This is a genomic window from Fusibacter bizertensis, from assembly GCF_029914245.1.
GTDB classification, from domain to species: Bacteria; Bacillota; Clostridia; order Peptostreptococcales; family Acidaminobacteraceae; genus Fusibacter_C; species Fusibacter_C bizertensis.
The window spans coordinates 78,218-102,972 of the sequence record NZ_JARYZI010000012.1 but is presented as its reverse complement, the minus strand read 5'-3'; the positions used below and the strand labels follow the sequence as shown (position 1 = coordinate 102,972).

At 35.0% G+C, this 24,755-nt stretch carries 19 protein-coding genes; 13 read left to right on the top strand and 6 right to left on the bottom strand.

Features of this window, described 5'->3' with window-relative positions; all coding sequences use genetic code 11:
• The first annotated feature begins 140 nt into the window (after window positions 1–140).
• A complete protein-coding gene (locus QE109_RS15080; RefSeq protein ID WP_281095378.1) occupies window positions 141–8,945 on the top strand; it encodes a GH36-type glycosyl hydrolase domain-containing protein in 8,805 nt (2,934 codons plus the stop codon).
• 56 nt (window positions 8,946–9,001) lie between these two features.
• On the opposite strand, the gene QE109_RS15075 is transcribed toward QE109_RS15080, so the two are convergent.
• Both QE109_RS15075 and QE109_RS15070 read right to left on the bottom strand, forming a co-directional pair.
• Window positions 9,002–9,865 carry an ABC transporter permease gene (locus QE109_RS15075; RefSeq protein WP_281095377.1) on the bottom strand — a complete coding sequence of 288 codons (864 nt, stop codon included), beginning with the start codon at window positions 9,863–9,865 and terminating at the stop codon, window positions 9,002–9,004.
• Window positions 9,862–10,848 (bottom strand): ABC transporter permease, encoded by a 987-nt coding sequence (locus QE109_RS15070; RefSeq protein ID WP_281095376.1) that lies wholly within the window; start codon window positions 10,846–10,848, stop codon window positions 9,862–9,864. Before QE109_RS15070 ends, QE109_RS15075 begins: the two co-directional genes overlap by 4 nt.
• Window positions 10,849–11,001: 153 nt before the next feature.
• Here QE109_RS15070 and QE109_RS15065 point away from each other — a divergent pair, with 153 nt between their 5' ends.
• Window positions 11,002–12,060: a DUF5050 domain-containing protein gene (locus QE109_RS15065; protein WP_281095375.1), complete on the top strand. Its 1,059-nt coding sequence runs from the start codon at window positions 11,002–11,004 to the stop codon at window positions 12,058–12,060.
• 60 nt (window positions 12,061–12,120) lie between these two features.
• Window positions 12,121–12,744, top strand: coding sequence for a YesL family protein (locus QE109_RS15060; RefSeq protein ID WP_281095374.1), 624 nt, complete (start codon window positions 12,121–12,123; stop codon window positions 12,742–12,744).
• Window positions 12,745–12,804: 60 nt separating this feature from the next.
• On the opposite strand, the gene QE109_RS15055 is transcribed toward QE109_RS15060, so the two are convergent.
• Together QE109_RS15055 and QE109_RS15050 are read right to left on the bottom strand one after the other, a co-directional pair.
• The gene (locus tag QE109_RS15055) at window positions 12,805–13,239 is read right to left on the bottom strand and encodes a hypothetical protein (protein WP_281095373.1); all 435 of its coding nucleotides are present in this window, start codon (window positions 13,237–13,239) and stop codon (window positions 12,805–12,807) included.
• Between the two features lie 58 nt (window positions 13,240–13,297).
• Window positions 13,298–14,350, bottom strand: coding sequence for a Gfo/Idh/MocA family oxidoreductase (locus tag QE109_RS15050; protein WP_281095372.1), 1,053 nt, complete (start codon window positions 14,348–14,350; stop codon window positions 13,298–13,300).
• 146 nt (window positions 14,351–14,496) lie between these two features.
• Here QE109_RS15050 and QE109_RS15045 point away from each other — a divergent pair, with 146 nt between their 5' ends.
• Together QE109_RS15045 and QE109_RS15040 are read left to right on the top strand one after the other, a co-directional pair.
• Window positions 14,497–15,759: an MFS transporter gene (locus QE109_RS15045; RefSeq protein ID WP_281095371.1), complete on the top strand. Its 1,263-nt coding sequence runs from the start codon at window positions 14,497–14,499 to the stop codon at window positions 15,757–15,759.
• A 13-nt stretch (window positions 15,760–15,772) separates the two neighbouring features.
• Window positions 15,773–16,648, top strand: coding sequence for a patatin-like phospholipase family protein (locus QE109_RS15040; RefSeq protein WP_281095370.1), 876 nt, complete (start codon window positions 15,773–15,775; stop codon window positions 16,646–16,648).
• Here the strand turns inward: QE109_RS15040 and QE109_RS15035 are convergent.
• A complete protein-coding gene (locus QE109_RS15035; protein ID WP_281095369.1) occupies window positions 16,640–17,620 on the bottom strand; it encodes a tRNA dihydrouridine synthase in 981 nt (326 codons plus the stop codon). The genes QE109_RS15040 and QE109_RS15035 overlap by 9 nt on opposite strands.
• Before the next feature lie 133 nt (window positions 17,621–17,753).
• Between QE109_RS15035 and QE109_RS15030 the strand changes: the two genes are divergently transcribed.
• Window positions 17,754–17,927 carry a hypothetical protein gene (locus QE109_RS15030; RefSeq protein ID WP_281095368.1) on the top strand — a complete coding sequence of 58 codons (174 nt, stop codon included), beginning with the start codon at window positions 17,754–17,756 and terminating at the stop codon, window positions 17,925–17,927.
• 36 nt (window positions 17,928–17,963) lie between these two features.
• Here the strand turns inward: QE109_RS15030 and QE109_RS15025 are convergent, their stop codons facing one another.
• A complete protein-coding gene (locus tag QE109_RS15025; protein WP_281095367.1) occupies window positions 17,964–18,323 on the bottom strand; it encodes a YccF domain-containing protein in 360 nt (119 codons plus the stop codon).
• A 193-nt stretch (window positions 18,324–18,516) separates the two neighbouring features.
• Between QE109_RS15025 and QE109_RS15020 the strand changes: the two genes are divergently transcribed.
• From QE109_RS15020 to QE109_RS14990, 7 genes are all read left to right on the top strand, one after another.
• Complete coding sequence (locus tag QE109_RS15020) at window positions 18,517–18,861, top strand: zinc ribbon domain-containing protein YjdM (RefSeq protein ID WP_281095366.1); 345 nt, start codon at window positions 18,517–18,519, stop codon at window positions 18,859–18,861.
• A gap of 127 nt (window positions 18,862–18,988) precedes the next feature.
• Window positions 18,989–19,873, top strand: coding sequence for an HD-GYP domain-containing protein (locus tag QE109_RS15015; RefSeq protein WP_281095365.1), 885 nt, complete (start codon window positions 18,989–18,991; stop codon window positions 19,871–19,873).
• Between the two features lie 172 nt (window positions 19,874–20,045).
• Window positions 20,046–20,573, top strand: coding sequence for a CarD family transcriptional regulator (locus QE109_RS15010; RefSeq protein WP_281095364.1), 528 nt, complete (start codon window positions 20,046–20,048; stop codon window positions 20,571–20,573).
• A gap of 199 nt (window positions 20,574–20,772) precedes the next feature.
• A complete protein-coding gene (gene heR / locus QE109_RS15005; protein WP_281095363.1) occupies window positions 20,773–21,579 on the top strand; it encodes a heliorhodopsin HeR in 807 nt (268 codons plus the stop codon).
• Between the two features lie 77 nt (window positions 21,580–21,656).
• Complete coding sequence (locus QE109_RS15000; protein WP_281095362.1) at window positions 21,657–22,409, top strand: GNAT family N-acetyltransferase; 753 nt, start codon at window positions 21,657–21,659, stop codon at window positions 22,407–22,409.
• Window positions 22,410–22,564: 155 nt separating this feature from the next.
• Window positions 22,565–23,662 (top strand): PfkB family carbohydrate kinase, encoded by a 1,098-nt coding sequence (locus QE109_RS14995; protein ID WP_281095361.1) that lies wholly within the window; start codon window positions 22,565–22,567, stop codon window positions 23,660–23,662.
• Window positions 23,652–24,566, top strand: coding sequence for a pseudouridine-5'-phosphate glycosidase (locus QE109_RS14990; protein WP_281095360.1), 915 nt, complete (start codon window positions 23,652–23,654; stop codon window positions 24,564–24,566). The genes QE109_RS14995 and QE109_RS14990 overlap by 11 nt, the downstream gene beginning before the upstream one ends.
• The last annotated feature ends 189 nt before the right edge of the window (window positions 24,567–24,755 follow it).

Sequence of the window (24,755 nt, the reverse complement as noted above, 5' to 3'; positions counted from 1 at the left end):
ATTGACATTATGCCTTTATAAGCGTATGCTTAAGAAAGGAGCATTACGGGTGACGGATGCAACAGAATTAAAAATAAATTTTCAAAGCCACTTATTTATAAGTGGCTTTATTTTATTTAAAATTTTCTAAAAATACTTAGATGTACGGGAAAACCAATTGGAAAGTAGGGATTATATTGAACTATTCGGCATGGATTCAATTCATCATTATTGCGTTAGTAGTTATATCGGGCATTATCTTTATCCTAAAACTTAGAAGAAATAGGGACCTCAATATTAGATATGCCTCATTGACTGTTGAAGAGCTTGAAAAGCGTGCGAGACGAATGGCACAAGACCATACGATTTCTGTAAAACGCAATGTACTTAACTGGCCAATTACACGAATGAACGAAAATTATGATTTAATACTCGAACTTTATAAAAGTCTAAATGAAGATATTAATTTAAAGCGATCTATACCACCAGCAGCAGAGTGGTTACTTGACAATTTTTATGTTATAGAAGAGCAAGTTAAGGGCGTGACACATGCGCTTACAAAGAAAAATTATTATCAACTTCCTGTCTTAAAAAAGGGACCATTTAAAGGTTATACACGTGTATTTGCCATTGCTGTTGAGTTCATATCGGTGGTAGATGGTCAGGTTGAAGAGAGCACTCTACTTAGGTACTTAGAAGCTTATCAATCACATAGTATCCTCTTTGATAGAGAAATTCGTGTGTTACCAATTATGATGCGAATAGCTTTAATTGAACATGTGCGTATGATTTGTGAGAAAATAAAAGATACTCAGTTAGAATGGAACAAAGCGGATTTAATTATTGATAAATACTGGTCTGAAGATGTAGTTGACCTTGATAGATTAGTAATACAGTTCAAAAGTATTATTGAAAAAGAGAGTGAGGTAAACCCGTCTTTTGTTGAACATCTATTTTATAGATTGAGAAGAGCAGGGAGAAGTTATTCGGGTGTACTGAGAAGTATAGATCAGGTGCTGGATAAATTTAGTATGACAACTGAATTGATTGCTCACAAAGAGCACAATGCACAAGCAGTTAGTACCGTTTCTTTTGGGAATTGTATCATGAGCCTAAAGTACGTATCAACTTTAAATTGGAGTTACTTTTTTGAAGCTGCTAGTTATGTTGAGAAAATACTACAATCTGATCCCGATGGAACATATTTGCTAATGGATGAGATATCAAGAGGATTTTATCTGAGAAAAATAGAATTACTTGCGAGAAAATACAGTGTATCCGAGATTCATATTGCTCGAGAAGCTTTATCCATGGCTGAGAAAGCGTTCATAGAAGGGAATTCTGCTAATGAGGCTGAAAATATTTATAACCGTAAAAAACATGTCGGTTATTATTTGTTAGGTGCAGGTATTGAAAGATTAGAAGATATACAAAAAGGAACAAGTAGCTTTATTGGCAAAATCCATAAAAAACTTAGTCTGTATCCTGGGGTCATATACGCATGTGCAATTGTAGCGGTGATGTTAACCGTCTTAGGAACGGCTCTTGCATATGGCATTATAAATTCGGCAACTGCATCATTATGGATGATAGGTGGCGTAATTATAATGCTGCTTATACCAAGTTCAGAGCTAGCGATTACATTAATCAACTGGGGCGTCACATTAGTCGTTAAGCCTGCTATATTTCCGAAACTTGAATTTAAAGATGGAATTCCCCAAGAATTCAGTACCATGGTTGTGATTCCAACACTCCTAAACAATGAGGAGCGTGTGGTTGAATTGTTGGAAAACTTGGAGAATCATTATCTTTCTAATCCTGAAAAAAATTTATACTTTGCCTTGATTGGTGCGTTTAAAGATTCAAAAGGACCAAACACGATTGAAGACAACAAAATATTGTTTCAAGCTGAAAAGGGGATTGAAAAGCTGAATAAGCAATATGCACAGGGAAGAGAAGCACTTTTTTTCTTTTACCATAGAGTAAGTGTACTTAATAAAAACGATAACACTTGGACTGGCTGGGAACGTAAAAGAGGTGCACTTATGGAGTTCAATGAGCTCCTATTAGGGTCAAAAGAAACGACATTTTCTGTGTACTCAGAAAATACAATGCCAATTGAAAAGATAAAATACATCATTACACTAGATGCTGATACGATTTTGCCACTGGGCATGGCAAAGCGAATGATTGGTACGATGGCTCATCCTTTAAATACCCCAATTATCGATCCTGTTAGGGGGATCGTTGTAGACGGTTATGGCTTAATGCAACCTCGAATTTCCTTTGATGTTGAAAGCTCAAATCGTTCTATTTTTTCAAGAATATTGACAGGTCAAGAAGGGATGGACCCATATGCCAGTGCAATTTCAGACGTATATCAAGATTTATTTGGAGAGGGTGTTTTTACAGGAAAAGGAATCTATGATTTAAGTATTTTCAATCAAGTTCTAAAAGACATCGTTCCAGAAAATGTTGTTTTAAGTCATGATTTACTTGAAGGTTCATATGTCAGAGCGGCACTTGTGTCAGATCTGGAACTCGTTGATTCATATCCAACTAAATATAATGCTTATATGACACGACTTCACAGATGGATTCGCGGCGATTGGCAGTTGATTCGTTGGCTTGGCAAAACAATTACCAACAGAAAATTACAAAAGGTAAAAAATCCGCTTTCAAAAATATCCAAGTGGAAAATCACTGATAATTTAAGAAGGAGTCTTGTTGCGCCATCTATTATGCTACTATTCATAGCAAGTTTTAGTTTCTTACCAGGCAATGCAATTGTCTGGATCGGATATGGGTTAGCTGCATTGGGACTGCCTTTCCTAATCCATGTTTTTAGCGAACTGATTTCTAACGCACCACTATTTAGGCGCGTCAGAAGACATATTAATGGTTTTTTTGGTATAAAATCTTCACTTTTTCAATTTATGCTGGCGCTCATTTTCTTACCATATCATGCTCTGATGGTAATGAAAGCAATTGGTACTACATTGTTTCGCGTCTTTTTTTCAAAAAAGAAAATGCTGGAATGGGTAACTTCTGATGATGCTGAAAAGTTTCAAAGCAATTCACTTAAAAGTTATCTATACTCAATGGGACCAAGTTTAATTGGAGGCTTGATCTTAGCAAGTTTAAGTTACTTTTTCAAACCATCAAATTTTGGTTTAAGTTTATTAATGGCTGCTTTGTGGTTTTCATCACCGATCATTGCTTATTTAATCAGTAAAAATAGAGATAAAGAGATCGAACGACTTAATGATAACGCATTACTAGAACTTAGAGTTGTTGCACGAAAGACATGGCGCTATTTTGAGGAGTTCGCAAACGAAAAGAACAGTTGGTTAGCCCCTGATAACTATCAAGAGGAACCACATAGAGGTATTGCATACAGAACTTCTCCAACGAATATTGGACTTGGTCTGTTAGCAACTTTGTCGGCACGTGATATGGGGTATCTTGGTACAATTGAATCTGTTGAGACACTTATAAAAACAACCCGGACAATTGATCAGATGGAGAAATGGAATGGTCATTTATACAATTGGTATGATACAAGATCGCTTGAACCGCTTCGACCAAGATATGTATCCACAGTAGATAGTGGAAACTTTGTATGTTATCTTATTACGTTAGAACAGGGCTTAAGAAGTTTATATCATAAAACCGTGTTTGATGAGGCTTATTTAAGGGGAATTGAAGATACAATACGTTGTGCAAACAATATTTTATATGCAAGTATAGAGGAGATAATCGCTGTAGATATTGAATCCTTTAAAAAAGAACAAAACCTAGATTTATGGCTTCAGATAATCAACAAGTTACTTGAAAGCAAAGTAATCCAAGAAATGAAAGATAAAGTATGGCGAGCAAAAATTATTAAACAGCTACAAAAATTTAAAAGTGATGTCTTATATTTTGCACCATGGCTTGAACAGATGAGTCAGTTGCCTGATATTCTGCTAGATCAATCGATAGCATCTTATACAAATGAACTTGTAAAAATGTTAGTAAAGAACGATAAACTTATAGATATACCTGATAAAAATCAATTGATTTTATCGAGTATAGTTGATCTCAAAAGCATCATCATCGCATCTGATCTTATGCAAGTTGATGAGATTGCAGAGGCTATACTATGGTTAAACACTCTTACTCATACCGTTGAAAAATCGCAAGTCACTGCGCATAACTTATACACAGCGTTAGATGATTTGATCTCACAAGTAAATCGACTTTCGGTGGATACCAAATTTGGAGTGCTTTTTGAAAATAGAAGGCATCTGTTTTCTATTGGTTTTAATATTGAAGATAATCGTATGACGAATTCATATTATGATCTATTGGCTTCTGAAGCACGACAAACAAGCTATATTGCAATTGCTAGAGGAGAAGTGCCAGTTAAGCACTGGTTTATGTTAGGGCGTTCACTAACTGTTGTTGACCACTACAAAGGTTTGATTTCATGGAGTGGCACGATGTTTGAATATTTGATGCCTTTATTAATCATGAAAAGCTATAGCAACACATTGTTAGATGAAACCTATTCATTTGTGATTAAATGTCAAAAGAAATATGCAAATGAACGAAGTATGCCATGGGGAATTTCAGAATCCGCATTTAATTCAATGGACATTCACTTGGATTATCAGTATAAAGCCATAGGTGTTCCTTGGTTGGGACTTAAAAGAGGACTAATTGAAGATGCTGTCGCTGCACCTTATGCGACGCTGTTGGCACTTATGGTATCGCCTTTTGAAGCCTATAAAAATATGCAAATACTAAAAGCACAAGGTGGTGAAGGTGCATATGGATACTATGAAGCGATTGATTACACACCTGAGAGGTTAGGTTTTAATAATCAACCGGTAGTGATCAAAAGCTATATGGCACATCATCAGGGGATGAGCTTATTAGCGCTTACCAATTACTTGAATGATAACATTATGCAAACACGTTTTTCAGACGAACCTTATGTAAATGCAGCGCGGTTATTACTCCAGGAGAGAATACCGACCAATACAGTCTTAAGCAAAGAAAATAAAGAAAAAATTATGCCATTTAAAGGATCAATTTATAGAGATAAAGGTTCCTATAGAAGGTTTACAAAGCTTAATCAACCTCTGCCAATGGCGCATGTACTTTCAAGTGATAGCTATTTTGTGATGTTAACTGATAAAGGTACAGGTTATAGTAAGACAAAATCATTAGCTATTAGCAGATGGAGAGAAGATCCAATCTTAGATCACTATGGTATGTTTTTCTACGTGAAAAACAAGAGTACCAATCGCATTTGGTCATCGACATATTGTCCAATAGAGACTGAGCCTGATGCGTATGAAGTGGTTTTTACTGCAGATAAAGCCGTATATAAAAGGGCTGATGAAAATATTGAAACTACAACAGAGGTGATTGTAACATCAGCGGATAATGCAGAGATAAGAAGAATAAAACTCAAAAACAATGGCGATTCGGCTAGCGTTATAGAATTGACAAGTTATCTTGAAATAGTGCTTGCCCCACATAATAGTGATTTAGCACATCCAGCGTTTGGGAACTTATTTGTTGAAACTGAATACAATAGTGAATTTAATGCACTTTTAGCAAAAAGGCGTCCTAGAAGTGCTGAAGACAAATCGATTTGGATGGCACATATGCCTGTCGTTGAAGGTGATACAATCTCTAAAATCCAGTATGAAACAGATCGTTCACTTTTTATTGGACGAGGTAGAACCGTTAAAAATCCTATTATGATTGAACGTGATAAACCACTTTCAAATACAGTAGGGACTGTTTTAGATCCGATAATGAGTATACGACTTAAGCTAAACATTGAAAGTGGAAAAGCAACGAGAATTTCGTTTGTGACAATGATTGCCGATAGTAAAGAAGCTATTTTGGAACTTGTTGAAAAGTACGCAAGCTTAGAAACTTGCGATGCATCTTTCTGGTTGGCACTAGCAAGAAGTGAAGTTGAAGCAAAATATTTAAACATAAAAGCTGCTGATATGGAAGTTTATCAAGATATGATTAAAGATATCTTGTACCTAAGTCCAATGAGGCAAATGAACCAACACATGATTGCCTCAAATCAAAAAGGACAGACTTCACTATGGCCATATGGTATATCTGGCGACACACCTATTGTATTGGTCTGCTTAGATCGAATCGACGAAGTGGAAATTCTTTTTGAACTATTAAAAGCACAAGAATTTTGGAGAATAAAAGCTTTAAATGTGAGCCTTGTCATACTCATCCAAGAAGAAAACAGTTATCTAAATCCACTTTCCTCTTTGGTTAAAGAGATTGTTTATGACAACCAAACCAGTGGCGTGTTAAGTAATAGAGGAGATATCTTTATACTTATCACCAGCAATATGGCAGATGGTGATACAGATCTGGTCAAGGCAAGTGCGCGGTTAATATTCAGAGGAAATGGAGAAACCATGCAAGAGCAACTTATGCTGAATCTTCCAGTTCAATTTATACCAATGGTTGAAACACAATTAGAACCACTTGAAACGGCATCTTACACAACTGAGATTTCAGTAAGTCAACTTCAGAATAAACTTCAATTGTTTAATGGACTTGGAGGTTTTGATGAAAATGGAGAATGCTATATTATCAACCTTGAAAATGGGCAAACAACACCTGCTCCATGGTCTAATATAATCTCCAATCCTAAATTTGGATTTATGGTAACAGAATCGGGTGGTGGTTACACATGGAGCAACAACAGTCGTGAAAACAAATTGACACCATGGAGTAACGATGCAGTCAGTGACTTACCAGGTGAGACATTCTATTTAAGAGATGAATACCTCAATATTTGGTCAATGACGCCACAACCTATTAGAGAAGATGCGCCGTATACTGTGGAACATGGTTTTGGCTATACGTCTTTTCAACATGAGAGTCATGGCATCCACCAAAAGTTGACACAATTTGTGCCACTTGAAGAGCCTGTTAAGATAAGTATCATAGAATTAAAGAATAAAGGTGATCGTGAAAGAAAAATCGCCGTCACATATTATGTAACACCAGTAATGGGTGTAGAGCCTAGTGTAACAGGACTGCATCTAAAAAGTGCCATGATGGAAAATGGCACACTTGTAGTTGAAAATCCTTATAACCAAGAGTTTAAGGGTGAGCAAATGTACATGGATGTCTCAGAAAACAATAGAAGTGTCACTGGTAATCGTCACGAATTTTATGGAAGTAACTGCAAAAGGAAGTTAGATGGATTAAGACAAATTCATCTATCAGGTACCGTTGGCGCAGGGTATAATCCATGTATGGCAATGCAAACAGAAATTACCATTTTACCAGGCGAGACCTTTAAGTTCGTCTATGTACTTGGTATTGCTCAGAGTATAGAAGGTGTAGTAAAAGAAGCAAAACAATATCTTTCGTATGAAACTGCATATCAAGCGCTTGAAGATGTAAGGTCATTTTGGAAAAAGAAACTACAGATGTTAGAAGTGAAAACGCCTGAGCGTTCACTTAATTATATGCTTAATGGATGGTTACTTTATCAAGTCATTTCATGTCGACTATGGAGTCGCTCTGCTTTCTATCAATCAGGTGGTGCATTTGGGTTTCGAGATCAGTTGCAGGATAGTTTATCTATTTTAGCGATATGGCCAGAGCTTGCTAGGGAGCAAATTATTAAACATGCAGGGCACCAATTCATAGAGGGTGACGTTTTACACTGGTGGCATGAACCAACCAATAAAGGGATGAGAACGCGGATTTCGGATGATTACTTGTGGCTACCGTATGTGACTGCAGAGTATGTAAAAACAACTGGTGACGTGACGATTTTAAATGCACAAGCACCTTTTGTTGTGGATGACGTTTTGAAAGAATTTGAAGAAGAACGTTACTGTTCACCAACGGTTTCAAATGAAACTGAAACACTTTATGAACATTGTATACGCGCACTAGAACATAGTCTGAAATTTGGTAAAAATGGACTGCCGTTTATGGGAACTGGAGATTGGAACGATGGTATGAATACGGTAGGAAACAAGATGATCGGTGAAAGTGTATGGTTAGCTTGGTTCTTGCATGTAACACTTCAAAAGTTTATCCCGATATGTAACCAATATGGAGATGTCGAGCGAATGGAGCGTTATCAAATGGTGTGCGATAACTTAATCTATGCCATAGAAAGCGTTGCATGGGATGGCGATTGGTATAAACGTGCATTTTTTGATAATGGAGATGTGCTTGGCACTGTTGAAAATGCTGAATGTAAAATTGATTCATTAGCACAAACTTGGGCAGTTTTTTCTGGTGAGGCTGATCAAGATCGTGTTGAAAGAGCCATGCATTCACTTGAAGATTACTTAGTGCTTAGAGAAGAGGGCTTAATTAAACTCTTGACGCCACCTTTTTATGATGGTGAACTAGAACCGGGCTATATTAAAGGTTATGTACCTGGTGTTCGAGAAAATGGTGGACAGTACACGCATGCTGCTGCATGGGTAGTAGCAGCCTTTGCTAAACTAGGTTATGGCGATAAGGCACATGAGTTATTTGAACTCATTAATCCAATCAACCATACACGGACTAACCATGAGGTATCAGTCTATAAGGTGGAACCTTATGTCATGGCAGCTGATGTCTACAGCAGTGCACCTCATATAGGCAGAGGCGGATGGACTTGGTACACAGGTTCTGCCAGCTGGATGTACAGCGTTGGCACCAAAGAAATCTTAGGTTTTAGTAAAGAAGGGAACACAATTAGCATTGATCCTTGCATACCGAAAAAATGGCATGAGTTTCAAATGAAGTATCAGTTTGAAGAAACTATATATGAAATTGAAATTTTTAACCCTTATCATGTGAACAAAGGTGTTAAAGAGACTATACTTGATGGTGAGATTTTAGCTGGAAATATAATTACTTTGGTTAACGATCAAGTACTGCATAAGATTACCATTAATATGGGATAAAAAAAGGGTGTTGTTGCAAATCTAATTTAGATAAGCAACAGCACCTATTTTTATGTCTAGTGGCTATCTTCAACTTTTGGATCATAGGCTATTCGTAACCCTTCACTAATAAATTTAAGGCTTATCGTTGTGACAGATACTGTGAGAATTGGAAAAAGCCATATCCAGTAGTAATCCTTAAATGTATTAGGTCCACTTAGATTTGGAATAAGACTGCCCCAACTCGTAGTACTTAATGGCATGAAAGAAACACCAAAAAAGAAGAGGATCAGTTCAAAGATTAAAACTTGTGACATAAATTGGATCATTGCGACGATAATTTGACCAGATAAATTAGGCAAAAGGTGTTTTATGATGCGTCTGAAACTACCAATACCGATTAATTCTGCAGCTTTCATATACTCTTCAGAATTGATCCGTATCGTTTCAACACGGATAATTTTATAAAGCGTTGGTGCGCTAAATAAACTGTAAATGATAATAGACGTGTAGACGACTTGTGGTGTATTTAGTCCTATATTTCGAAGAACAAAACTCAACATCATAATGAGTGGTAGTAATGGCATGGCATATATAAAGGTCATTATTTGAGACAATACAAAGTCAAATTTTTTTCCAAAATAGCCTCCCACTATTCCAGTGAAGCTACCGATCAAAGTGTACGGGAGTGTGCCAATAATTGCAATAAATAGTGATGTTCTTCCACCAATCCATATGCACGTGAATAGGTCTAATCCACGTTCTGTAGTACCGAAAAAATGAGTGCTTGATGGCGCTCGAAATTTTTGTGTGCTATCTATGGCGTTCCATGTATAAGGTGAAACCATTGGAAATACAACTGTGCCAAGCACTATCAGAGTGAACACGGTTAAACCAAAGAGCAAAAGGGGGTTCTTTTTCTTAAACATTTTCTTTATCATGAAATGCCCTCCTTTATTCTCGCATCTGATTTAACATATAGGGCATCAGATATGAAATTCCCTGCAATAACTAAAATAGCATAAAACAATGTGATAGCGATGACCATATCGCGTTCTCCAAAGTTGAGGCTTTCTATAAAAAGCATGCCCATCCCAGGCCAACTAAATACTTTTTCGACTAATATATTACTGATGATTAAGGTAGGCAACAACATCGATGCAACAGAGATCAAAGGAAGTAGAGCATTTCTAAATGTGTGTTTAAAGAAAACTGCAAAATTAGTTAAACCTTTTGATTTTGCAGTTCTTACATAGTCTTGATGAATTACATCAAGCATAGCGTGGCGGATAAATGGCACCATAGTGCCAATCCATACCACTGAAATTGAGAGGACAGGAAGGACCATGTGATGTGCAGTATCAGTGATTTGAACCCATATATTAGGATATCCACGCGCTCTAAGTAAGACATCTCCTATACCACTGATTGGGAGTAGGCCTGGGACATACTTGACGAAATACAGTATAATTAGAACGCCAAAATAAAAACTTGGAACTGAAGTGAAAATCATCGTTAATACTAAAATAATGGTATCACTCGCTTTCCTTGCCTTCATTGCTGCTAGTATTCCAAGTGGGATGGAGATTGCCAGAGAAACGATAAAGGCAACCCCATTGAGCAGTAACGACCGTCCCATAAATATAAACAAATAATTGTTCACGGTACTATCTCGGTCATAATAGTAACCCAAATCGCCTTTAAAAACATTGCCTAACCATCTTAAATATCTTGTATGTATAGGATCATTGTAACCAAGTGCTTCTTTTTGGAGCTCAATTTTTGCTTGCGATATAACCCCAGTTTTATTCAGTGCTCTTTCTTCAGCTTTGACTGGACGCATATCCATAAAGAAAAAAGTAATCATTGTCACAGTAAGCAAGATCACTATGGCAAATAGACTTTTCATGATAAATTTCCACATGCTCTCCTCCTTGTATTAAATTGATTTGGTACATTTTCTTTATACTAACATACTTTATTTTGAAATTATCTGAATTTTCTGTAATGAAAGTATTAAATTAGTCTTACAATGGTCGATATTGGGTAAATATAGTGCATAAGAGGGGGTGTTTTTATGAAGTGTTTTGGTAAGGTTAAGTTGATAATGTTGATGTGTATGATTTCTTTATTTCTTGTAGCATGTGGACAAAGTTCGGACGACACTGCTACTTCACTACAAGAATCATCAGTGGAAGAAGTCGATTCAGATGAATCAATAACGATGAGTGAAAATTTGACAGAGGAACAAGTAACCACACAAGAAAAAGTTTCTAGAGTGCCAAACGAAGTGGCAGCTTCACCAGGAAATATTGCCAATTCTGCTTTCTTTGGATTTCAAAACGATGAGATGTTCTATACAGCAAATTATGATTTAGGTATACTAAATCTTGAGACAGGTGAACTTTCAAAAGTAAAAAACGGGGGTGGCAATCACTATGTTGTCATGGGCGACCTTGTTTTTCAATCTAATATCATGGGGCTAAATAGAGTGAACCTTTCAACTGGAGAAATTCTCAATCTATCAAACGATTTTGCACTTAATCTAAATTACGATGGTCAGTGGCTTTATTATGTAAATGATAAAGAGGATAAATTAATCTATAAAATTAGACCAGATGGAAGTGAACGTACACAAATCAGTGATCTTGATAACGTAAGCATCATGATATTATATAAAGGTAAATTATATTTCAGCCGTTATTGGAATTCTCATGAACTTTATAGTATGGAGACTGATGGCAGTAACCTGAACATGCTGGATGATCAATGGATTGATTTCTTTATTATTGAAAATGATATGATTTATGCGATGCAGGAAGATGATCCGGGACTTTATAAATATAATCTTGATGGCAGTGGAAAAGCTAAACTGACAGATCAATACGGTAGCTTTATGAACGTATGTCAAGGCTATTTATTTTATCCCAACGATTTGGATGGCAACAATATGTATAAGATGAATTTAAGCGATTATTCAACAGAAAAAGTGCTCGATTTTCCCGTTAATTATTCATTTTCTCATGGTGATTATCTCTACTTCTATAATGTACAAGATTATGAAAGTAAAGTATATCGTATGGCTTACGATTCTAATACACCTGAAGTGATGAATATGCCAAGTGACATCGAGTAACTGTTATTAAATAGATACTATTTAGAATTAATGATATAATATTTCGAAAGGAGTATTATAATGCAGCGATTAGGTTTAAACAGTAATATTAATTCTTTTAAGACATGGGCTTTGGATATAATTAAATTAAGTTTGATATGGTTATTTTTTAGTTTGCCATTGGTAACCATTGGTGCTTCAACAGTCGCAGCTTACGCTGTTACATTTAAATTGATTGAAAAACGAGAAGTATTTATATTCAAAGAGTTTAAGAAAAATTTTCTAGAGAATTTGAAGCAAGGTATTCCACTAGGATTAATTCATTTAGTTGTCATGTATTCTTTCTATTTGAATTTAGAATTTTTAACGAAATTCGATGTAGCACCAATTGTTTTTTTTATTGCAGTAATTGGTATCGGAATTTTAAGCTTATTATGTCTGACTTTTGCATTTCCATTATGTGCACGTTATCATAACACCTTATTGGGAATACTTGTAAATTCTGTGACAATTGCGATTAAGTTCTTTATGAAAACATTTATGCTTTGGCTTTTATTAGGTATGATCATTTTGTTATTCACATCTAATATTTTGTTTATGTTTTTGGGGATACTCGTAGTTCCTGGCTGCGTTTTTCTCATTGTAAGTAAATTTTCATTAAAAATCTTCAACTTAATAGAAAAAGAAACAATGAAGACACTTTAAATTTGTTGAAATTTATCGGATTCAAAAAACTACCATTTTAGCGAATGGTAGTTTTTATTTTTATAAAACAAAATATAAGATTAGTGCGATAATAAACATCATCATAAACGCAGAAATTGTAGTTCCTAATTGCTTAGAATATCCCTTTGGTGTTATTTTTCCTTTGGCATCTAGTTTTTTGATGAATGGGTGTAATTTCCAAAAATAAGTTGCAATTGATAGAATCATTGCGACTACAGCATAGAGCTTGGTCTTTTCAGTACCTGCAAAAAGGATGACCAAAAGCAATACAATAAAGATTAGTTTCGTACCTGCAACCCAGTTTTTCATGTACTGTGCAAAATCGTGTAAATTTGTATCGACCTTTGTATCTTCCCAAGCGTCAAAGATCGCAACACCATTGCCCATTTTTGAATCTGGTTTAAAATATAAAATCAGTACATTTAGCGTTTCTAAAAAGATAAAGATTGATATAGCTATTGTAAGTATAATCATTTGTTCACCTCATTAGGATTTTCGATTTGTTAATCTAGTAACTTTTTATGTGACACATCTAACGAATCATTGAGACCCTTTTTTTCAAAAGATTACTTTCTTCAGCTGCTGCAATGATTTTTAAGACATCGACTGCTTGCTCAGGTTTGACATAAAGTGCATTTGGATCTGATAATGCTTCAAAAATATTTGTATAGTAATTGCCATAGTTACCTATATAAGAAGGCAACCTTTTTTCAAGGATTCGATCACCTTCTGGATAGAATAAAGTGCCGTGATTTTCTTCAGGTTCAACACCCCAGTGATCACTTGGTGGTCTTTCGCCAGCAACCAATGCAGCTTCTTGAACATCGAGACCATATTTTACAAAGGACCCTTTACTGCCACCGATTTTATAACGTGGTCCTTGGTAGATAACGGATTCGCCTGCTGTTAGCGTTACTTTTTTTTGACCATAATATAAAACAACTTCAAAATTATCAAATTCATAAGTTGTAGGTCTTTGTTTTCTAAAATCTGCATAAACTTCATCTGGCATGCCAAATAGGGAATAGACTTGATCGATGATATGAACGCCGAGGTCATAAAGGATGTTAATGCCCTTGCCACCATCAGCTTTCCATTTCTTAGCACTTGGCTTAGTAACATAGCGGTCATAATGGACTTCGTAATCATATATCTCGCCGAGCTGCTCTGTCTCTATAATGTTTTTTACCGTTAAAAAATCACTATCAAACCTTCTACTTTGATAGACAGAAAGAAGCAATCCTTTTTCCTTGGCAAGTTGACAGAGTGCTTCGCCTTCTGATACTGTAATTGCCATTGGTTTTTCGACGATGACATTTTTACCAGCCTCAAGCGCCTGTTTAGCCATAGAAAAGTGATAGTTATTCGGTGTAGAAATGACGATTAAATCTATATCTTCTGTTAATAACTCTTCAAATGATTTCACGACTTCCACATAAGGGTATTCTAACTTCGAATTTTCAGTGCTGCGTTCGAATACCTTTTTTAAATTAAAATGTTCATGCGCATGAATAAAAGGGGCATGAAAAATTTGACCTGACATGCCAAAACCAGCAAGACCAACTTGTATTATTTTTTGAGCCATATTTACCTCCAAACATATCTATAAGTCTGTAACCAACTTTTCTCTATAGTACCATATTTTAAAGCTTTATTTTAACCAACTTGCTAATTATAAAAAGGTCTACTATAATTAACAGGATATTAAATGTAAGATAAAAGTGAGGATATATGTTATTTAAAACAGCAAAGAAAATTAACAAGTACTTTTTTTATGGTTGGATTGTATTATTAACTGCTACTGTTGCTACTTTTTTCTCGTCACCAGGACAAACCTACTCAATATCGGCTTTTATAGGGAACTATATAACAGATTTTGGTTATTCTAGAACGTATATGTCTACTATATACTCAGGTGCAACTATTTTATCGGGACTTTTAATGATTTTTATGGGAAAAAGTGTTGATCGATTTGGTTCAAGAAATATGTTGATTGTTGCAACGGTATTTTTGGCATTAACGACATTTTTCAACAGTACAGTCGTTAATATTCCTATGATTTTTATTGGTTTTTTCCTTTTGAGATTTTGGGGACAAGGTTCAATGACGCTCATTCCAAGTACACTTGTGCCACAGTGGTTTGAAAAGCAAAGAGCTTTTGCACTGAGCATTGTATCTATGGGAACTATACTTGGCAATTTGCTAGTACCAATCGCCAATACTTATATGATTAACAATTACAACTGGCGCGTAGCTTGGCAAGTTTGGGGTGTCGGACTAATTGTGATTTTATTGCCATTGGTTATAGTTACGGTTATAAATAAGCCAGAAGATCTTTCTTTGCTTCCAGATAATCAAAAGGCGCTAAATAAAGAAACAGCTGACTTAGAACTTGCGAATATTGAGAAAACATCATTTACATTAAAAGAAGCGACAAAGACACGAGAGTTTTGGTTTATTGGCTTAATTTCTATGGTGACGCCACTTGTAACGACAGGTATGATGTTTCATTTTTATTCATTGATGGGTACAAAAAACGTCGCTGAAACACAAACTGCTTTTATTATTGGACTTATGGCACTACCGGGCTTATTGTCTCCAATTGTATCTAAAGTTATTATAGATCGTTATTCACCAAGGATTATTATGCTATTTACACTGTTAACGATTGCATTAGATTTACTTTTCATGATCTTTGTGTCATCCGTTATTGGTGCAGGATTATTTATCATCATCTATGGGTTTGCAACCATCATCCAAACTATATCTCTTAATGTGATTTGGGTGCAATATTTTGGTCGAAAGTATCTGGGAAGTATAAGAGGTTCTGCAACTGTATTTGCTGTTTTTGGTTCTGCATTTGGACCTGTTCCATTTGGGATGAGCTTTGATGTAACGGGCACTTATGTCCCGGCATTTGTTATAATGAGTATAGCCACAATTTGTGCATTAGTGCTCGCTTGGTTTATCAAACAACCGCTAAAAACTTCATAGGGAGGAATTTGACATGAAACTCGAAAACAACATTAAAGACACCGCTCTTATTTTTGAAGGGGGAGGTATGCGCGGAAGTTACACTGCTGGAATGCTAAACGTGTTATTAGAAAACGAACTTTACTTTGACTATGTTGCAGGTATTTCAGCTGGTTCAAGTCACAGTGTTAACTATCTCTCTAGGGATCAAGTGCGTGCTAAAAGTGCTTTTGTTGATTTTGTGTTAGATCCGGAATTTGGAGGATGGCGATCTTTTTTTAAAGGGGAAGGCTATTTTAAATCAAAGTATTTATATGAAGTGACGCCTCTTCCAGGCGCAAAGTTTCCATTTGATTTTGAAACATTTATGTCTAACTCAGCAACCTTAAAGATCGGTGCATTTGACAGAGACAAAGGAATTGTTAAATACCATTCAAAAGATGATATAAAGACACTGCAAGACTTGATGTTGATAGTTCGTGCATCATCTTCGATGCCAATATTTATGCCAGAAACTGAGTTTCAAAATCATATTTATGTGGATGGTGGTCTTGGCGGTGGGATCGCTCTAGATGTTGCTAAAAACGATGGGATGAAAAAGTATTTTGTGGTGTTAACACGTCCAAAAGGATATCGAAAAAGTCCAATGAAATATTCTCGAATTATTAAGACTTATTATAGAAAATATCCGAGTGTAGTCGAAGCAATGATGAATCGACACATAGTCTATAATCAAACTTTAGAGGAACTTGAAGCGCTTGAAAGTGAAGGTAAAGCTTTTTTAGTTTATCCTGAAGTTATGCCAGTCTCAAGTCGTGAGACTGGTTATTCTAAACTTCATAATAGTTATCAGTTAGGATATGAGCAAGGAATTAGAGATTTGCCAAATTGGAAAGCTTTTTTATTTTGATAATCCCTCAACCACGTTGCGAAAACCGCGCGTGTTTAATGTAAGCGCATGTTCATTGAATAAGTTATCCATGATTTTATCATAATCACTAAGACGCTCGCATTTCTTGATACTCTTTATAACTTTTTTGTTTTCCGAGAAGATATGAATCATATAAAACCAAAAGCCCTTCATTCGATATAAGATGTTTTTTTCACCACTCATAACTTCACTGTAGGTGTGATATAGAGTATCATGAAAGCTTCTAAATGTTGCAATACTTGGCATTGGTTTGCCCTTGATTTGTCCGACTAAGGCAGGGTTTCCAATGATTCCTCTTCCAAGCATCATTAAATCTACATCTGGAAATTTATCAGTAATTGACTGATAGTCATCAGTTGTAAAGACATCTCCATTGTAACAAACAGGACAGTTTATAGTTTCTAGTGTCTGTTTAAAAACTTCCAAGTTAGGAACATTTCTGTACATGTCTTTTTGGATACGCGGGTGAATGATTAGTTCTTCAAGGGGATATTTATTGTATATTTTAACCAATTCATAAAACTCATCTGGACTATATTTTCCAAGTCTTGTTTTGATAGAGATCTTCATGGTTGCTTGACTATATATTTCGTCAAGAAAGCGATCAAGTGCTTCAGTGTGGTATAAAAAACCAGAACCTTTGTTTTTTGCAACCACAGTATTTGAAGGACACCCTAGATTTAGATTGATTTCTGTATAGCCGTATTCACTAATTGAGTTTGCTGCTCTTACAAAATCTGCTGATTTATTGCTTAAGATTTGAGGCACTGTGTAAAGGCCTTTGTTGTTTTTAGGAAGTATTTCTTTTAGATCTCTTGTTGTAAAACTGTTATGTTGATTTGTTGAGATAAATGGGGTGTAATATTTATCTAATTTTTCAAAATGCGTATGGTAAGCATTGCGATATATATAGTTCGTAATACCTTCAAGTGGTGCAAGATAATATTTCATGGAATAAACTCCTTAACTTTTTATAGGGCTCAGTTTATTATAGAGTAAAAAGTTTGAGTTCGATAGAGAAAAATAAAATAAATAGACAACTCTAGCTTTAAGTGGGTATAAATAAAAAAAGGAGATGGATTTTATGCCTGATAAAGTTGTAGAGAAAAGTAAACTTGATATTGACAGAAAGAAACTGCAAGAAGAATTCCTTGAAAGCGTTGAAAGCAAACTAAGAAGAAATGAAAAAAATATATGGTTTATAAAAAACGAAGATCACCCTCAAAAGGAAAGTATAAGTAAAAGCGCAAACAAATAAGACTGCTAAATAAAGTCAAATTTGAAAGCGCTTTTTTTAGAATCTAGCACCAAAAGGAATCAAGGCTAGTCCAGCAAGTTTAAGATGTTGTTTCGCAAAAGGTAAACCAACGATTGTGATGCCAAGCAGTACTGCTGCAGTTAAATGGAGGATGCAAAGCTCCCATCCAAGAAAGACAATCCATAAAATATTGCCTAAAAGCCCACCTGCGCCAAACTCACCTAGTGTTACTTCTTTTCCAAAAGGTGCCAGTGTTAGCCCTGCGATTTTAAAACATTGCATACCAAAAGGGATACCGATAACGGTTATGCAGAGCAAAATACCTGCAAGCGCCCACCCTATAGTAGATATTAATCCACCAAATATAATCCAGACTAAGTTGCCTAGTAATGACATTTTATTTCCTCCAATTACATATTAAATTTCTAAAGCATTGTTTTGTTATAAGTATCAGTCATATTATAGCATATGTAACATTTGATTTTGGTTAGAGTTAATTTAAAACTTACTCTAAAACTTACTTATTTGCGATACTGTATCTACTATGTTACTATATAAAACGATAAAGAAAATGTTGGAGGAAATAAACATGTCAAGTTTACCTAGATGCCCGAAATGTAATTCGGAATATACTTATGAAGATGGTACGATGTACATCTGTCCAGAATGTGCAAATGAATGGTCTATAGAAATCGTTGATCAAGCTGCTGAAGATGATCAACTGGTTGTAAAAGATTCAAATGGTAATGTATTACAAGATGGTGATACGGTTACCATCATTAAAGATCTAAAAGTAAAAGGCAGTTCTTCAGCGCTTAAAATGGGAACAAGGGTTAAAAATATTAAATTGGTTGAAGGTGACCATAATATTGATTGCAAAATTGATGGATTTGGTGCTATGTCACTAAAATCAGAATATGTGAAGAAAATTTAGCAATAATTATATATAATAAAGTGAGATTGCTATTGATTATGATAGGAACTCTGTACTTGATATTATAGCTTTCAAGTATAAATTGTGTTAAAATCTCACTATAAATAAAATGTTCTTGGAGAAAAACATGAGTGGATTAAATCTTGTGAAGAAAAATGAATCTATAATGAAAGTGGTATCCAGTGTAGGTGCTTTTTCTTTAAAAGCAAAGGATGATCAACTTGAGATAGTTCATATAGAAGCTAATGCTGGTAAAAGTTTATTTCTTCATCCTTATGAGTGTGAAGGGGCTTTGTATTTATTCTATATTATTCAAGGACGAATTTTTCATAGAAAAACCAAAGTGGATCTTGTTATGGGAGATTGTATCTCGGCTAAAGATTTAAGAGAAACTGAATACTTCGATATTATTCAAGATGTAAAGATGCTCATGGTTACTCAAAAGGATTTTTTTGATTTTCAGGTTGATTATGCTGTTAAGATGTCTGAAGAAATTCAAAGAATTCAAGACAAAGATCATTACACTGAAAAACATTGTAATCGAACAGGAAATTTAGCACTTCAAATGGGCATTGTATTAAATTTAGAGAGTGATGCACTAAATGATTTATTGTTTGCAAGCAAAATTCATGATTTGGGCAAAATAAATGTGCCATTAGAAATTTTAAATAAACCAAGTAAATATAATGATCAAGAATTCGACATCATCAAAAAACATTCGGAAGATGGTTACCAAATGATTAAAGCGAATGTAAGTGAAAAAATCGCATTAATTGTTAAACAGCATCATGAAAAGTGTAATGGCTCTGGTTATCCGGATAGATTAACGAAGGACGAACTATTACTTGAGTCTCGAATACTAGCAGTTGCAGATGCATATGATGCTATGTTATCTGATAGACCATATCGAAAAGCAATGTCGAAAGATAAAGTATTGGCAATATTAGAACAAGATCGTGATGTGCTTTGGGATGGAAAAGTACTTGATACATTGTATAAAATAGAAGATTAAAGAAAAAAGTTAAGTTTTTTTAATTAAAATGATTCAAACTTACATGAGAGAGCAAAAAAATGGTACAATGTAATATAACGTGTTGCTTTACGGCGTAATTCCAGTTGTAAATGCACACGTTATTTTATTGTTCTTTACTAAGCAAGTATCATTTTGAAAGGAAGGCGTAAAAGTGTATCAAAAGGGCGAAATAATCGTGTATGGAAATACAGGTGTATGTAAAGTAGAAGATATAGGAGTTCCAGCAATTAGTGGTGTCGATCAATCGAAGAGGTATTATACATTGGATCCCGTTTTTGAATCCGGAAAAATATACATCCCTATTGACAGCAAGGCTTTTATGAGATCAATTATCACAAAAGAAGAGGCAATAGACCTCATTCATAGAATTCCAGAGATTAGAGAAGAAATTATTGATAATAAAAATCTCAATCTGCTAAAAGAACATTATAAAACTTCACTAGAGAATTACAATTGTGATGACCTCATACAGATTATCAAAACTGTATCTGTAAAAGATCAAATGGCACAAGATAAAGGCAAAAAATTAGGTCAAGTCGATAAATTTTACATGAAGAAAGCAGAAGAGATGCTTTATGGAGAATTTTCTATCGCTTTTAATATGCCCAAGGATGATGTAAAAGCTTTTATTGCAAAAAAAGTAATACATGACAAAAATTTGTTAAATGCAATCAATTAGAGATTTTGATAACAAAGAATCAAATGCTGTTTCATAAAATAAAACTGAATCGTCTTCATTTAAACCATTAAAAATAACATGATGAAAAAACAAGTATATACTAATCAATAAAATATTTAAATAATATCACAATTTGTGATATTATTTTTTTTTTAGGGGTATATAGTTTTTATCAACAAATTATGATTGGAGGCTAAGTATGAAAGAGAAGAGTTTGGATAAATTGTCATTTGGAAAATTAAGAAGATTTAACATGATTATGGGTGGATTACATTTAATTCAGGGAATTATGATGTTTTTTTTAGCAACTACAGTGATTCAAAACATTGGTGAATTTAAACCGAGTATCACACAATTTTACCTTGCATTTAATACAGAAACAATGTCGCTTGAATCTGCATCAAAAGTACTATTTCAACTCCCATTTGGAGTATTGGTTGCTAGCTTTTTACTGTTATCTGCTGGCGCACATGCACTTATCTCGATCCCTAAAAAATTAAACGATCAATACAATTCAGATTTACAAAAGGGAATTAATCAATTTAGATGGTTTGAATATGCACTTAGTTCTTCAATCATGATCGTTTTGATCGCTACTCTATTTGGTATTTACGATATCGCATCGTTAATTCTTATTTTTACTGTCAATGCAGTAATGAACCTTTTTGGTCTAGTGATGGAACAACTGAATTCTGGTAAGGATAAAGACCATGTGAACTGGGGACCATTTGTCTGGGGATCAATTGCAGGTATCGCACCTTGGATTGCAATTTTACTCTATATGTTTGGTAATGGCAATTTTGATCAAGTACCATGGTTTGTTTGGGCAATTGTTGGTACTTATTTTGTAGCATTTAACACATTTCCAATCAATATGGTGCTTCAATATAAGAAAGTAGGCAAGTGGAAAAACTATATTTATGGTGAAAGAGTCTACATTACACTTAGCTTAGTTGCTAAATCTATATTAGCATGGCTTGTATTATTTGGTGCGATGCAGCCATAGAATAATTCACTGACATACTGTTGTCATCGTTATCGTGGTAATATATTCATAATCAATAATATTATGGAGGCCATGAAATGAACAGTTTTATCGATCTCAGTAAAGAAAACATTGAAACAGAGCATGTATGCTGTGCCATCTCAGATAAAAAGCACCAAAAAGGCGTAAAACTCAAGAAAGAATGGTTAACTGCTCGTATGGAAGAAGGTCATACCTTTAGAAAACTAGATGCAAAAGGAAAAGTTTTCATTGAATACGCTCCTCTTGAAAAAGCTTGGGTACCCGTTATTGGCAAAAATTACTATTATATCTATTGCTTATGGGTCTCTGGCAGCTACAAAGGAAAAGGTTATGGCAAACAGCTTCTGGAAAGTTGTATTGCCAAAGCGAAAGAAGAGGGGAAATCTGGTGTTTGCATTTTAAGCTCAAAAAAGAAAACCCCTTTTTTATCGGACAAAGCTTTTTTGACCAAATATGATTTTAAAGTAGTAGCAACTTATAGAGAGACATATGAACTTTTGGCACTCTCTTTTGACGGCTCGCTTCCTGCTTTCTCTCATTCACTTGAAGAGGAATTACCTTATAGTGAAGAACTTGTGATTTACTATACACATCAATGTCCGTATATTCACAACTGTATCTCTCAAGTTGTATCTTACGCTGAGGAAAAGAATATTGACCTAAAACTAATCCATGTTGACACACTTGAAAAAGCTAAAAACCTCCCTTCAGTTTTTAATAACTGGGCAGTTTTTTACAAAGGGCAATTTGAAACCGTCCACTTGTTAAATAAGGGATTTTTAGATAAATTGATCACGAAAAAGAATTGAGACAGAGCTAATAAAAGAATTAAGTCAGAACTCAAAAAGTGGGTTGACAAAGAAAAAAAAATATATTATCATCAAAGTAAGCAAATGATTAACTTGTAAACATTTGCTTACTTTTTCTTTTTTTAATCAAACTTGATTTTTACTAAGGAGAACCTATGACCAACAGAGAACAAGAGATTTTAGAAATTTTAAAACAGAATCCGTTGATTTCTCAAAACGAGTTAGCGGATCAACTGGGGATCACAAGATCATCAGCTGCTGTTCATATTACAAATCTTATGAAAAAAGGTCACATCCTAGGTAAGGGCTATATCGTCAGAGATGGTGCTTATGTTTGTGTGATTGGCGGGTCAAACATCGATATACAAGGTGTTCCAAATAACACGTTAATCTTTCGAGATTCAAACATTGGATCCGTTAAAAGTACACTAGGTGGCGTCGGTAGAAACATCGCTGAGAACATGGTGAAACTTGGACTGAAAACGAAACTTATCAGTGTCATCGGAGACGACCTCTATGGACAAAAGATTTTAGAAGAAGCGAGACAAATTGGACTCGATATGCAAGATACCCTTGTCTTAAAGGGCGAGCAAACATCTACGTATCTTTCTATTTTAGATGAAACTAAGGATATGGCAGTTGCGATTTCTCATATGGATATATGTGATCGCATGACCGTTGAATTTATCAAAAGTAAAAAGCATATCATTGAAAATGCTGAATTTTGTGTCATCGATACCAACTTATCACCAGACGTACTCAAATACATTTTGAACACACATAAAGAACAAAAATTCTTACTCGATACAGTCTCAACAGCAAAAGCCATGAAGATCAAAGAAGTAATAGGTCTTTGTCATACCATTAAACCCAATTTAATAGAAGCGCAGTCACTCAGTGGCATTGAGATCAAAGACGAAAAAGACATGCTCAGCGCAGCTGCGTATTTTCATGGACTGGGCGTTTCAAATGTATTTATCAGCATGGGAAAAGACGGTGTGTTTTATAGTGATGGTAAAGTTTCCGGTATGCTTAAACCACCAACTGTAAAAGTAGTAAGTGCTACTGGTGCAGGAGACGCATTCTTAGCAGGCATCGCCCTTGGTTATGCACAGGGAGAAGATATAAAATCAGCCACACTTATGGCAATGGCAGCTTCATTTATAGCACTAGAACATGAAGACACCATTAATCCATATATGTCAGAAGAACTACTATTAGAAAAATTAAAGGAGATCAATCATGTTAAATAAGTATTTAGATATTAAACCAGAAGTCGCTAGAGCGATATCAGAAGGTAAAGCAGTCGTAGCACTTGAATCAACCATCATTTCACATGGTATGCCTTACCCACAAAATGTTAAAACAGCGCTTGAAGTTGAAGCACTTGTGAGAGCAAACGGTGCAATTCCTGCAACGATAGCGATCCTTGGTGGCAGACTTAAAGTGGGTTTAACTGAAGAAGAAGTTGAATATCTTGGTAAAGCGCCAAATGTTATAAAAACATCAAGAAGAGACATCCCTTTTATCGTTGCTAAGGGCATAGATGGCGCTACAACAGTTGCAACAACTATGATCCTCGCTGCAATGGCGGGTATCAAAGTATTTGCGACTGGCGGTATCGGTGGTGTGCATAGAGGGGCACAAGAAACATATGACGTATCGGCTGACTTACAAGAGCTTGCACAAACAAACGTAGCAGTTGTATGTGCTGGTGCAAAATCAATCTTAGACATCGGTTTAACACTTGAATATCTTGAAACACATGGTGTACCAGTTGTAGGTTATCAAACAGATGAACTGCCTGCTTTCTATACGAGAAAAAGTGGTTTCGGTGTAGATTACAGAGTAGATACACCAGTTGAACTTGCTACAGCGCTTAAAGCAAAATGGGACCTTGGCTTAAACGGTGGTATGGTGATTACAAATCCTATTCCTGAAGCATATGAAATGAATCCAGAACTTATTAACAAAGCGATTGAAACAGCTGTTAAAGAAGCTGAAGAAAAGGGCATTAAAGGAAAAGAATCGACACCGTTCTTACTTTCAAAAGTAAAAGAGCTCACAGGTGGAGATAGCTTAGATTCAAATATCCAATTGGTATTTAACAATGCAATACTAGCATCAAAATTGGCAGTTGAATTAGAAAAGCTATAAGCAGAAGAAATTAATAAAGCAAACCAATATTCCCCCAAATAGAGCGTCAAGTATTGAGCTAAAATTAGCATCAGTTGTCTTGACGCTTTTTTATTTGTAAATAATTATAAAAAAATTTGATAAATTAAAATTATTTAGCAAATCGTGTTGACACGTCTCCTAAATTCCATTATTCTTTAAATATACTTC

What these genes read in the sequence shown, in the direction of transcription:
- QE109_RS14990 (WP_281095360.1), top strand. Translation starts at nt 23,652, where the DNA reads ATGTTAAATAAGTATTTAGATATTAAACCAGAAGTCGCTAGAGCGATA.
- QE109_RS15080 (WP_281095378.1), top strand. Translation starts at nt 141, where the DNA reads ATGTACGGGAAAACCAATTGGAAAGTAGGGATTATATTGAACTATTCG.
- QE109_RS15025 (WP_281095367.1), bottom strand. Translation starts at nt 18,323, where the DNA reads ATGTCATTACTAGGCAACTTAGTCTGGATTATATTTGGTGGATTAATA.
- QE109_RS15075 (WP_281095377.1), bottom strand. Translation starts at nt 9,865, where the DNA reads ATGATAAAGAAAATGTTTAAGAAAAAGAACCCCCTTTTGCTCTTTGGT.
- QE109_RS15035 (WP_281095369.1), bottom strand. Translation starts at nt 17,620, where the DNA reads ATGAAATATTATCTTGCACCACTTGAAGGTATTACGAACTATATATAT.
- QE109_RS15055 (WP_281095373.1), bottom strand. Translation starts at nt 13,239, where the DNA reads ATGATTATACTTACAATAGCTATATCAATCTTTATCTTTTTAGAAACG.
- QE109_RS15020 (WP_281095366.1), top strand. Translation starts at nt 18,517, where the DNA reads ATGTCAAGTTTACCTAGATGCCCGAAATGTAATTCGGAATATACTTAT.
- QE109_RS15040 (WP_281095370.1), top strand. Translation starts at nt 15,773, where the DNA reads ATGAAACTCGAAAACAACATTAAAGACACCGCTCTTATTTTTGAAGGG.
- QE109_RS15045 (WP_281095371.1), top strand. Translation starts at nt 14,497, where the DNA reads ATGTTATTTAAAACAGCAAAGAAAATTAACAAGTACTTTTTTTATGGT.
- heR (WP_281095363.1), top strand. Translation starts at nt 20,773, where the DNA reads ATGAAAGAGAAGAGTTTGGATAAATTGTCATTTGGAAAATTAAGAAGA.
- QE109_RS15060 (WP_281095374.1), top strand. Translation starts at nt 12,121, where the DNA reads ATGCAGCGATTAGGTTTAAACAGTAATATTAATTCTTTTAAGACATGG.
- QE109_RS15030 (WP_281095368.1), top strand. Translation starts at nt 17,754, where the DNA reads ATGCCTGATAAAGTTGTAGAGAAAAGTAAACTTGATATTGACAGAAAG.
- QE109_RS15065 (WP_281095375.1), top strand. Translation starts at nt 11,002, where the DNA reads ATGAAGTGTTTTGGTAAGGTTAAGTTGATAATGTTGATGTGTATGATT.
- QE109_RS15000 (WP_281095362.1), top strand. Translation starts at nt 21,657, where the DNA reads ATGAACAGTTTTATCGATCTCAGTAAAGAAAACATTGAAACAGAGCAT.
- QE109_RS15015 (WP_281095365.1), top strand. Translation starts at nt 18,989, where the DNA reads ATGAGTGGATTAAATCTTGTGAAGAAAAATGAATCTATAATGAAAGTG.
- QE109_RS15050 (WP_281095372.1), bottom strand. Translation starts at nt 14,350, where the DNA reads ATGGCTCAAAAAATAATACAAGTTGGTCTTGCTGGTTTTGGCATGTCA.
- QE109_RS15070 (WP_281095376.1), bottom strand. Translation starts at nt 10,848, where the DNA reads ATGTGGAAATTTATCATGAAAAGTCTATTTGCCATAGTGATCTTGCTT.
- QE109_RS14995 (WP_281095361.1), top strand. Translation starts at nt 22,565, where the DNA reads ATGACCAACAGAGAACAAGAGATTTTAGAAATTTTAAAACAGAATCCG.